Origin of the sequence: Pseudomonas brenneri, from assembly GCF_007858285.1 — a bacterium.
Taxonomy (GTDB): Bacteria; Pseudomonadota; Gammaproteobacteria; order Pseudomonadales; family Pseudomonadaceae; genus Aquipseudomonas; species Aquipseudomonas brenneri.
In genome coordinates, this window is sequence record NZ_VFIL01000010.1 from 12,664 (window position 1) to 24,076 (window position 11,413).

The 11,413-nt window shown below is 61.6% G+C and carries 9 protein-coding genes; 1 reads left to right on the plus strand and 8 read right to left on the minus strand.

From position 1 onward, the window contains the following. Window positions 1-60: 60 nt before the first annotated feature. From truA to leuC, 8 genes are all read right to left on the minus strand, one after another. Entirely contained in the window at window positions 61-885 is an 825-nt protein-coding gene (gene truA, locus FJD34_RS20910) for a tRNA pseudouridine(38-40) synthase TruA (protein WP_032859472.1), read from the minus strand. Between the two features lie 205 nt (window positions 886-1,090). Next, window positions 1,091-3,637: a FimV/HubP family polar landmark protein gene (locus FJD34_RS20915; RefSeq protein ID WP_090290755.1), complete on the minus strand. Its 2,547-nt coding sequence runs from the start codon at window positions 3,635-3,637 to the stop codon at window positions 1,091-1,093. Window positions 3,638-3,799: 162 nt separating this feature from the next. Continuing rightward, window positions 3,800-4,810, minus strand: a complete 1,011-nt coding sequence (locus FJD34_RS20920) for an aspartate-semialdehyde dehydrogenase (protein ID WP_090290754.1) — start codon at window positions 4,808-4,810, stop codon at window positions 3,800-3,802. Window positions 4,811-5,050: 240 nt separating this feature from the next. Continuing rightward, window positions 5,051-6,163: an aspartate-semialdehyde dehydrogenase gene (gene asd / locus FJD34_RS20925; protein WP_090290753.1), complete on the minus strand. Its 1,113-nt coding sequence runs from the start codon at window positions 6,161-6,163 to the stop codon at window positions 5,051-5,053. Window positions 6,164-6,227: 64 nt separating this feature from the next. Beyond that, a complete protein-coding gene (leuB, locus tag FJD34_RS20930) occupies window positions 6,228-7,310 on the minus strand; it encodes a 3-isopropylmalate dehydrogenase (RefSeq protein ID WP_032859464.1) in 1,083 nt (360 codons plus the stop codon). Between the two features lie 51 nt (window positions 7,311-7,361). Further along, on the minus strand, window positions 7,362-8,126 hold the full coding sequence (locus FJD34_RS20935) for a class I SAM-dependent methyltransferase (protein WP_090290752.1): 765 nt from the start codon (window positions 8,124-8,126) through the stop codon (window positions 7,362-7,364). Between the two features lie 139 nt (window positions 8,127-8,265). Continuing rightward, entirely contained in the window at window positions 8,266-8,910 is a 645-nt protein-coding gene (gene leuD / locus FJD34_RS20940; RefSeq protein ID WP_032859461.1) for a 3-isopropylmalate dehydratase small subunit, read from the minus strand. A gap of 10 nt (window positions 8,911-8,920) precedes the next feature. After that, window positions 8,921-10,339 carry a 3-isopropylmalate dehydratase large subunit gene (gene leuC, locus FJD34_RS20945; protein WP_032859460.1) on the minus strand — a complete coding sequence of 473 codons (1,419 nt, stop codon included), beginning with the start codon at window positions 10,337-10,339 and terminating at the stop codon, window positions 8,921-8,923. Window positions 10,340-10,485: 146 nt separating this feature from the next. Here leuC and FJD34_RS20950 point away from each other — a divergent pair, with 146 nt between their 5' ends. Then, window positions 10,486-11,376 (plus strand): LysR family transcriptional regulator, encoded by an 891-nt coding sequence (locus tag FJD34_RS20950; protein ID WP_065942506.1) that lies wholly within the window; start codon window positions 10,486-10,488, stop codon window positions 11,374-11,376. Window positions 11,377-11,413: the final 37 nt, after the last annotated feature.

The following is an 11,413-nucleotide window of genomic DNA, read 5'->3' on the forward strand; positions in this document are numbered from 1 at the left end:
TCGAAACCTCAGGGGGCTGTCCAGGAAAGTCCCGGATGGTAACAAATGCTTTTCCGGGCGTCAGCCGCCAAGTTCAGTGAAACCTGTGAGGAAGTGTGGCCCGATGAAACGCTGCGGCAGCTCGAACTCATCGCGGTACTCCACATCCACCAGGTACAGGCCGAACGGGTGTGCCGTCACCCCGCCAGTACGCCGGACTCGGCTCTCCAGCACCTCCCTGGCCCACTCCACCGGGCGCTCGCCAGTGCCAATGGTCATCAACACCCCGGCGATATTGCGCACCATATGGTGCAGGAACGCACCGGCGCGGATATCCAGGACAATCATCTTGCCGTGACGTGTCACGCGCAGGTGATGGACTTCCTTGATCGGCGACTTGGCCTGACACTGGCCGGCCCGGAATGCACTGAAATCGTGGATCCCCACCAGATGCTGGGCCGCTTCGGCCATGCGTTCGGCGTCCAACGGGCGATGGTTCCAGGTGATTTCTTCGTTCAAGTGCGCCGGACGGATCTGATCGTTGTAGATCACATAACGGTAACGCCGGGCGATGGCCTTGAACCGTGCATGGAAGTGCGCCGGCATGACCTTGGCCCAACTGACGCTGACATCGTGGGGCAGATTGATATTGGCGCCCATGACCCATGCCTTCAGCGAACGCTCGGCCTGGGTGTCAAAATGCACCACTTGCCCACAGGCATGCACGCCCGCGTCGGTGCGCCCGGCACACATCAATGAAACCGGGGAGTCGGCGACCTTCGACAGGGCCTTCTCCAGGGTTTCCTGCACGGTCGGCACGCCAGAGGCCTGGCGCTGCCAGCCGCGATAGCGCGAGCCTTTGTATTCCACGCCCAGGGCGATTCTGAAAAAGCCGGCGGCCGCCATTTCGGCGGCCGCGTTATCTATATTTGCCAAGAGCTGAGAGCCTGATGAGTTGCGCAAAGGCAGCCATTATATATGGCTTGAAGCTTTTTGTAGGCGCGAGCTTGCTCGCGAAAAACTCAAGAGCGCCGCGATCATCCAGGATGGGCGCGTTATCGTTGACGACCTTCGCGAGCAAGCTCGCTCCTACAGGGGTTGCGCGATGGCTTTAGGCTAGGTTGCTGAGCATTTCCTTGGCTTCACCCCGTTGCTTTTCATCACCTTCGGTGAGGACTTCGGAAAGGATGTCGCGCGCGCCATCCGCATCGCCCATGTCGATATAGGCCTGGGCCAGGTCGAGCTTGGTGGCGACTTCATCGGTGCCCGACAGGAAGTCGAACTCCGGCTCATCGTCGCCCTTGGCGGCATCTTCTGCGGTGAAGCTCGGCTCGATCGACGGGCTTTCCAGGCTCTGCGACAGACGTTCCAGCTCGGCGTTGACATCGTCGAGCTCCGAGGCGAAGGCGTCCGGCTTGTCCGCTGGCGCGGGCTCGTCAGCCAGGGACAGGTCGAAGTCTTCCGGCAAGTCAAAATCGTCCAGCGCGGCCGGCGTCAAGATAGGTGGCTCGACCGGCGGCAGGTCCTTCATCTGCTCTTCCAGGCCAGAGAGGAAATCGTCGTCGGACTGCGAGGCAGGCGCATCCAACTGCAAGTCGAGGTCAAAATCCGCTAGATCGTCCTCGCTGGCCTTGGTTTCGGTCTGTTGCTGCAACACCGACTCGAAGCTCAGGTCATCGACCTCGGGCGCGACCACTGCCGGTGACGCGGCTTCCAGATCATCCAGACTCAGGTCGAAGTCGGTGTCGAACGTATCGGTTTGAGGCGCGGCGGCAGGCGCCGGCTCTTCCTGGAGCAGATCCTTGACGTACTGTGCGTCCAGCGCAGCAGCGGCGACCGCCGCACTGACGCCCGCAGCCAGCACGGCCATGGCCGGGTAGCGATTTTTCAACAACTCGACCTGGGCATGGTTCTCGCCATTGGCAACCAGTTGGCGCTCCTGGCTCACGAAACCATCCTTGTCGCCCTGCTGGCCGTAGACTTCCAGCAGTTTGAGGCGCAGATCGCTGCGCTTGGGCTCCAGCTTGATCGCTTCCTCCAGCACCGCAGCCGCCTGGTTCAAGTGGCCACGATCCAGATGGGATTGGGCCTGGGCCAGGGCGTCGGCGGAGCCGGGCTCAATGATCGGCTTGCTTGGAGGTGCCATGCTGGTCGCAGGTGCAACCACAGGGGCCACGGCAACTGGAGCTGGAGCTGGAGCTGGAGCTGGAGCTGGAGCCAGCGTGACGTTTGCCGCCGGGACTTCAAGGCCTTCGAAACTGTCCGATGGCATGTCCTGCTCAAGGTTCGAGGAGAACTCTGGCTCCTCGGCCAGCGCCCGCGCCATGCGCAGGTGTTTCTCTTCTTCCAGGCGCGCATTGCGATGACGCGCCCACAGCAGCAGGAGCAGCAGCACCAACAGGCCGGCGGCGCCACCGATCACCCCAAGGACGATAGGGTTGGTCAGCAGCTCATTGAATTTACCTTCGGTGCTGGCAACTTCTGCCGGCTCTGCCGGTTTTTCCACTGGTGCAACCACAGGCGCTTCAGCTGCGGGCGCTGCAGGTATAGCCGGTACCGCAGCCAGCTCGGCTGGCATGACCGCAGGCTGCGCCGGGGTGCCGCCTTCGGCTTGCAACTTGGCCAGTTGATTGTTCTTGAGTTCGATCAGCCGCTGCAGCTTGTCCAACTGACTTTGCAGGTCAGTCATGCGGCTTTTCAGCTCTTCGTTTTCGCGGCGGGTCGAGTCCAGGCTTTCCTGGGTCACCGCCAGCTTGTTGCTCAAAGCCTTGCTATCGCCTGCGGCGCCTTTGACACCGGCCTTGGCGGCCTCGGCCGAGACCAGGCTCAGGTTGTCCTTGGCGGCCGTCTGCGACGGCGCTGCGCCGGCCTGGGTGCGTTTGGTGGCGTCCAGTTGCTGGCGCCCCGCCGCTTGATTGGTGGCACCGCGACGGCCCTGACGCCAGGCCGCATTCTGCGCAGTCACTTCGGCAATCGCCTGGGGTTGCGGCAGGCTGGTGCTCTGGACCGGATCTGGCAGGCGCAGCACCTGGCCAGTTTTCATGCGGTTGATATTACCGTCGACAAAGGCCCCCGGGTTCAACGCCTGGATCGCCAGCATGGTCTGCTGGATCGAGCCGCCATTGCGGTTTTTCGCAGCGATTTCCCATAGCGTGTCGCGAGAAGTCGTGGTGTGTTCAGCAGCCTTGCTGACGCTGGTGGCAGCAGGCGTGGCAAGACGCGGTGCCGGGGCACTGGCCTGCGGGGCCTTTTGCTCGAACTTGGCCGGGTCCAGCAATACGCTGTAGTCACGCATCAATCGGCCATTGGGCCATTGCACCTGCAACAGGAAGCGCACGTAGGAATCGGGCAACGGCTTGCTGGAAGTCACGCGAACCACACTGCGACCACTGCTGTTGAGCACTGGGGTAAAGGTCAGCTCATCAAGGAACGCCTGACGATCGACACCCGCATCCACAAAGGCCTGGGAAGACGCGAGGCTAGGCACGATATCGGAGGCAGTCAGCCCACCCACGTCGAGCAACTCGATCTCCACCGACAGCGGCTGGTTCAACTTCGACTTGAGGGTCATCTCCCCAAGTTGCAGGGCTTGCGCCATACCGGAGGACAGCGCCGAGGCGGCCGCTATTGCTAACACCAGTTTGCGAACTTGAACCATAGCCTCTTCCTTTGTTTGAACACTCCTCGGCCTGCGAGAAGGTTGGGTACCGCTGCCATTCGGCATCGCGAGCCGATAGGTCACCGACGCGCAACTTTTCCTGCATGGGGCCAAGCATAGCGCTTAGCTAGAATCAATCTACAAATTGCCGCCAAGTATCTTTTACACAAGGTGTTTTATCAACAACTGTGCCAGCTGCACCGCGTTAAGTGCAGCGCCTTTACGTACGTTATCTGACGTCAGCCACAAGTTTAGTTCCGCCGGGTCGTCAATACCGGCACGCACCCGGCCCACATAGACCACGTCCTGACCGACCGCATCCCCAACAGCTGTAGGGTAATCGCCCTCTTCCACCAGTTCGATGCCCGGTGCTGCCTCCAACACGCGACTGACTGCGCCAAGGTCCACAGCAGACGCCAGTTGCAGGGACACGCTCAGGCTATCGCCAAAAAACACTGGAGCTTGAACACATGTCGCGGAAATTTTCAGTAACGGTAATTCAAGCAGTGTGCGCAACTCGTGGACCAGGCGCTTCTCCAGGTTGGTATGGCCCTGGGCATCGGGCGTGCCGACCTGGGCCAGCAGGTTGAACGCCATCTGCCGATCAAAGAACTTGGGCTCCAGGGGCCGCACATTCAGCAGCTCGGCGGTTTGCCGGGCCAACTCGCTGACGGCCTCACGGCCTTGGGCAGACACCGCCAGATTGGCGGTGACGCTGACACGCTGGATATCCAGCAGGCCGCGCAGCGGCGCAAGGACCACCGCCAGGTGAGTCGCGCAAGGACTTGGGCTGGCGAGCTGGAAGGGCTTTTTCAAGCCGTCCAGTACCTGGGCATTGGCTTCCGGCACCACCTGGGGTGCCTGTTCGGCCGATAGCGCGCCGGACAGGTCGATCAACGAGCAGCCGGCCGCAGTGGCGCGCGGGGCAAAACTCAAGGTGACCGCCGGGCCTGCGACGAAAAACGCCAGTTGTACCTTGCTGAAATCAAACTCATCGACTTCCCGCACCCGCACATTCTTGCCGCGAAACGGCACCGAGGCACCGGCCGACTCGCTGCTGGCCAGCAGGTGCAGGGTGCCGACCGGGAAATCCAGCTCTTCGAGGATCTGCACCAGGGTTTCGCCAACCGTGCCGGTGGCGCCGATCACGGCGATATCAAAGGTCTGGGTCATGGGGGCTGCCTCGGGCATTGCGGGGGGGAGCGGCACTTTACCGGGTGGTTGGGGGTGAGGCAATTAACCCAGGTTTTGTGGTGTGGCTGATGGCCCTTTCGCGAGCAAGCCCGCTCCCACATTTTGATGTGTGAATGCAATCAAATGTGAAGCGGGCTTGCTCGCGAAAGAGCCCTAAAGAGCAATAAAAAAACCCGCGCCTGTCACCAGAACGCGGGTTTGTTCAACACCAAAAAGCGATCAACGCTCCAGCAGGATCCGCAACATCCGACGCAGCGGTTCGGCCGCGCCCCACAGCAGTTGGTCACCCACGGTGAAGGCGCCCAGGTACTGGGTGCCCATGTTCAGCTTGCGCAGACGCCCCACCGGTACATTCAGGGTGCCGGTGACCTTGGTCGGGCTCAGCTCCTGCATGCTGATATCGCGGTTGTTCGGCACCAGCTTGACCCAAGGGTTGTGCTGGCTGATCAGCCCTTCGATATCGGCGATCGGCACGTCTTTGTTGAGCTTGATGGTCAGCGCCTGGCTGTGGCAGCGCATTGCGCCGATGCGCACGCAGATGCCATCCACCGGGATCGGGCTCTTGAAGCGGCCAAGAATCTTGTTGGTCTCGGCCTGGGCCTTCCACTCTTCACGGCTCTGGCCGTTCGGCAGTTCCTTGTCGATCCACGGGATCAGGCTACCGGCCAATGGCACGCCGAAGTTCTCGGTCGGGTAGGCGTCGCTGCGCATGGACTCGGCCACACGGCGGTCGATGTCGAGGATCGCGCTGGCCGGGTCGGCCAGTTGATCGGCGACAGCGGCGTGGGTTGCGCCCATCTGCTTGATCAACTCACGCATGTTCTGCGCGCCGGCACCGGAGGCCGCCTGATAGGTCATGGCGCTCATCCACTCCACCAGCCCGGCTTCGAACAGGCCGCCCAGGCCCATCAGCATCAGGCTGACGGTGCAGTTACCACCGATGTAGTTCTTGGTACCGGCATCCAGTTGCTGGTCGATGACCTTGCGGTTGACCGGGTCGAGGACGATCACTGCGTCGTCCTGCATGCGCAGGCTGGACGCAGCGTCGATCCAGTAGCCCTGCCAGCCGGCTTCACGCAGCTTGGGGAAGACTTCGCTGGTGTAGTCGCCGCCCTGGCAGGTCAGAATGACGTCGAGGGTCTTGAGCTCTTCAATGTTGTAGGCGTCCTTGAGCGGGGCGATATCCTTGCCCACGGACGGCCCTTGGCCACCGACATTCGAAGTGGTGAAAAACACCGGCTCAATAAGATCGAAATCCTGCTCTTCCAGCATCCGCTGCATGAGCACGGAACCGACCATCCCGCGCCAACCGATCAGACCTACACGTTTCATCGCAACTACACCTTGTTAAAAAGTGGGCCGCCTTGCAGCAACAACTGCAAGCGGGCCCGAGAGATTACAGATTCCGCAGCGCGGCGACTACTGCGTCGCCCATTTCCTGCGTCCCGACCTTGGTGCAACCTTGCGACCAGATGTCGCCGGTACGCAGGCCCTGGTCCAGCACCAGGCTCACCGCCTTCTCGATCGCGTCCGCCGCCTCGCTCAGGTTGAAGCTGTAACGCAGCATCATCGAGACCGACAGGATGGTCGCCAGCGGGTTGGCAATGCCCTGCCCCGCGATGTCCGGCGCCGAACCGTGGCACGGCTCGTACATGCCCTTGTTGTGGGTGTCCAGGGACGCCGACGGCAGCATGCCGATGGAACCGGTGAGCATCGAGGCCTGGTCGGACAGGATGTCGCCGAACAGGTTGTCGGTGACGATCACATCGAACTGTTTGGGTGCACGCACCAACTGCATGGCGGCGTTGTCGACGTACATGTGGCTCAGTTCGACGTCCGGGTAATCCTTGGCCACTTCTTCGACGATCTCGCGCCACAGTTGGCTGGAGGCCAGCACGTTGGCCTTATCCACCGAGCAGACCTTTTTGCCGCGCACGCGGGCCATGTCGAAACCGACACGGGCGATACGGCGGATTTCGCTCTCGCTGTACGGCAGGGTGTCGTAGGCCTGGCGCTCGCCATTTTCCAACTCACGCACGCCACGTGGCGAGCCAAAGTAGATACCGCCGGTCAGCTCGCGCACGATCAGGATATCCAGGCCCGCCACCACTTCTGGCTTGAGGCTCGACGCATCGGCCAGTTGCGGGTAGAGGATCGCCGGACGCAGGTTGCCGAACAGGCCCAGTTGCGCGCGGATTTTCAGCAGGCCGCGTTCAGGGCGGATATCACGCTCGATCTTGTCCCATTTCGGCCCACCCACGGCGCCGAGCAGCACGGCATCGGCGGCACGGGCGCGGTCCAGGGTTTCGTCGGCCAGCGGTACGCCATGCTTGTCGATGGCGGCACCGCCGATCACGTCGTGGCTCAATTCAAAGCCCAGGCTGTACTTGGTGTTGGCCAATTCCAGGACCTTGACCGCTTCGGCCATGATTTCCGGACCAATACCGTCGCCAGGGAGAATCAGAATCTGCTTGCTCATGGGTTCCTCATTTCATCAAGCGGCCCGCCCACAGGCAGGTCGGGAAAATTATTAGCGTTCGGCCCAGACCACCAGCACGTCGGTGCTGAAGGTGCCGTCGGCTTGAATCTCGAAATAATCGCGGACTTCCTGGCCCATCGCCTTTTGCAGCTCAAGGATTGCTGCACGCAATACCTCTGGCGTGCGCATGCGCTCGACCCACGAGGTGTATTCCAGGCGCAGGCGTTGGCGGCTGCTGTTGCGCACATGCAGGCCGGCTTCGCTGAGCTGGCGCATCCACTCACCGCAGGAATAATCGCGCACGTGGCTAGTGTCGCGCAGTACTTCGACGGTTTGCAGGTAAGTGTCCAACAGCGGGCTGCCCGGTGACAAGACATCGACGAACGCCGCCACGCCGCCCGGCTTGAGCACCCGGCGCACTTCGCGCAGGGCCAGGCCCAGGTCGCTCCAGTGGTGGGCCGAGTAGCGGCTGAACACGAAGTCGAACTCACCATCGGCGAACGGCAAGCGCTCGGCGGCGCCGTGGACGGTGCGGATGTTGTCCAGGCCACGGTCTGTGGCAGCGGCGGCAACCACATCGAGCATCTGCTGCGACAGGTCGTAGGCCACCACGTCCTTGACCAGCGGCGCTACGTGGAAACTCACGTGACCGGCGCCACAGCCCAGGTCCAGCAGGCGTGCCGCGCCCTGCCCGGCCAGTTCGGCCTGCAGCAGTGCGAATTCGGTGCCTTGGGCGTGCACGGCACTGCTCAGGTAGGCCGAGGCCTGTTCACCGAATTGTTTTTGCACGACTTGGGTGTGGGCGGTGGTGGTCATGGCGGTGGTTTTCCTTGGGTTTTGTGGTGTTAGTACTGGCGCTATCGCAGGCAAGCCAGCTCCCACACTTGACCGTGTTCACAGATCAAAATGTGGGAGCGGGCTTGCCCGCGATGGGGCCCGCACGGCTTACCGCAAATCAGGCATCACGAAACAACCAAGGCTGGCTGGCCCGGTGCTTGGTTTCAAACGCCGCGATGGCATCGCCGTCCTGCAAGGTCAGGCCGATATCGTCCAAGCCGTTGATCAAGCAGTGTTTACGGAAAGCATCCACTTCAAAGTGATACACCTTGCCATCCGGGCGGGTCACGGTCTGTGCCGCGAGGTCGACGGTCAACTGGTAGCCGACATCGGCCTCCACCTGCTGAAACAACTCATCGACTTCTTCGTCGGTCAGGATGATCGGCAACAAGCCGTTCTTGAAGCTGTTGTTGAAGAAGATGTCGGCGTAGCTCGGCGCGATGATGCTGCGAAAGCCATATTCTTCCAGGGCCCACGGCGCATGTTCACGGCTGGAACCGCAACCGAAGTTTTCCCGGGCCAGCAAGACACTGGCGCCCTGGTAACGCTCGGCATTGAGCACGAAGTCTTTGTTCAGCGGGCGCTTGGAGTTGTCCTGATAGGCGTAGCCCACGTCCAGGTAGCGCCATTCGTCGAACAGGTTCGGGCCAAAACCGGTGCGCTTGATCGACTTCAAGAACTGCTTGGGGATGATCTGGTCGGTGTCCACGTTGGCACGATCCAACGGCGCGACAAGACCTGTGTGTTGGGTAAAAGCTCTCATCGGGTATTCCTCAGATCAATTCGCGAACGTCGATGAAACGACCGTTGACGGCAGCCGCAGCGGCCATGGCCGGGCTGACCAGGTGGGTACGGCCACCGGCGCCCTGACGCCCTTCGAAGTTACGGTTGGAGGTGGACGCGCAATGCTCACCGGACTCCAGGCGGTCCGGGTTCATCGCCAGGCACATGGAGCAGCCCGGCTCGCGCCATTCAAAACCGGCTTCGAGGAAGATCTTGTCCAGGCCCTCGGCTTCAGCCTGAGCCTTCACCAGGCCCGAACCTGGCACCACGATGGCTTGCTTGATAGTCGCGGCCACTTTGCGGCCCTTGGCGATGACTGCCGCAGCGCGCAGGTCTTCGATCCGTGAGTTGGTGCAGGAGCCGATAAACACGCGGTCCAACTGGATGTCGGTGATCGCCTGGTTGGCTTTCAAGCCCATGTACTTCAACGCGCGTTCGATGGAACCGCGCTTGACCAGGTCGGTTTCCTTGGCCGGGTCCGGCACGTTTTGATCAACGGCCAGGACCATTTCCGGCGAGGTGCCCCAGCTGACTTGCGGCTTGATCTGGGCGGCGTCGAGCTCGACCACGGTGTCGAACACCGCATCCGTGTCGGAGACCAGGTCTTTCCAGGCCTCCACGGCGGCATCCCAATCGGCGCCTTGCGGTGCAAACGGACGCCCCTTGACGTACTCCACGGTTTTTTCATCCGCCGCCACCATGCCCACACGGGCACCGGCTTCGATGGACATGTTGCAGATGGTCATGCGGCCTTCGATGGACAGGTCGCGAATGGCGCTGCCGGCGAATTCGATGGCATGGCCGTTGCCGCCAGCGGTGCCGATTTTGCCGATTACTGCGAGGACGATGTCCTTGGCGGTCACACCGAACGGCAAGGTGCCTTCGACCAGCACCAGCATGTTCTTCATTTTCTTGGCAACCAGGCACTGGGTGGCGAACACATGCTCCACCTCGGAAGTGCCAATACCGTGAGCCAGGGCGCCGAACGCGCCGTGGGTCGAGGTATGGGAGTCGCCGCAGACCACGGTCATGCCCGGCAAGGTCGCGCCCTGCTCCGGACCGATCACGTGGACGATGCCCTGGCGCACGTCATTCATCTTGAATTCGGTAATGCCGTACTCGTCGCAATAGTCGTCGAGGGTCTGCACCTGAAGGCGCGACACGGTGTCGACGATCGCATCAATACCGCCCTTGCGCTCCGGCGTGGTCGGCACGTTGTGGTCCGGGGTGGCGATGATCGAGTCGACGCGCCAAGGCTTGCGCCCGGCCAGTCGCAGGCCTTCGAACGCTTGAGGCGAGGTCACTTCATGGATGATGTGACGGTCGATGTAGATCAGCGACGACCCATCATCGCGCCGTTTCACTTCATGGGAATCCCAGAGTTTGTCGTAAAGCGTTTTGCCGGCCATCAGTCGGTCCTCATCAGCGTCTTTCTATGCCCTGGGCGTTGAACGATTCAATAACCCTTTGGCTTGTGAGGCTGATGCTATGGCGTTACATTAAATAACTCAAATTCATATTTTTCATGCTTTGGATAACCTACTGGAATACCACCATGGACCTGGCCAACCTCAATGCTTTTATTGCCATCGCCGAGACCGGCAGCTTCTCCGGTGCAGGCGAACGGCTACACCTGACGCAACCGGCAATCAGCAAGCGTATTGCGGGGCTGGAGCAGCAATTGAAGGTGCGCCTGTTCGACCGGCTGGGCCGTGAAGTCGGCCTGACCGAGGCCGGGCGCGCCCTGTTGCCCCGCGCCTATCAGATCCTCAATGTGCTGGACGACACCCGCCGCGCCCTGACCAACCTGACCGGCGAAGTCAGCGGGCGGCTCACTCTAGCCACCAGCCATCACATCGGCCTGCACCGCCTGCCGCCGGTATTGCGCACGTTTACCCGGGAATACCCAAACGTAGCCCTGGATATTCAGTTCCTGGATTCGGAAGTCGCCTACGAGGAAATCCTCCATGGCCGTGCCGAAGTGGCCGTCATCACCCTGGCGCCGGAGCCGCACACCCTGGTGCGGGCCACGCCGGTGTGGGATGACCCTCTGGATTTCGTAGTGGCACCCGAACATAGCCTGGCCAATAACGGCACAGTCAGCCTGGCCGACATCGCCCTGCATCCGGCGGTATTCCCTGGCGGCAATACTTTTACCCACCATATCGTGCACCGCCTGTTCGAAGCCCAGGGCCTGACGCCGAACATCGCCATGAGCACCAACTACCTGGAAACCATCAAGATGATGGTGTCCATCGGCCTGGCCTGGAGCGTGCTGCCGCGCACTATGCTTGATGATCAAGTGGCCAGCATCGCTTTACCGGGCATACAGCTCAGTCGCCAGCTAGGCTATATCGTGCACACCGAAAGGACACTGTCGAACGCTGCGCGGGCTTTCATGAGCCTGTTGGATGCACAGGTCGATCTGGCAGGGATGCCGGCATGAGGCCGTGCGGCCTGTAGATCCTGCTCCCCCGCCGAAT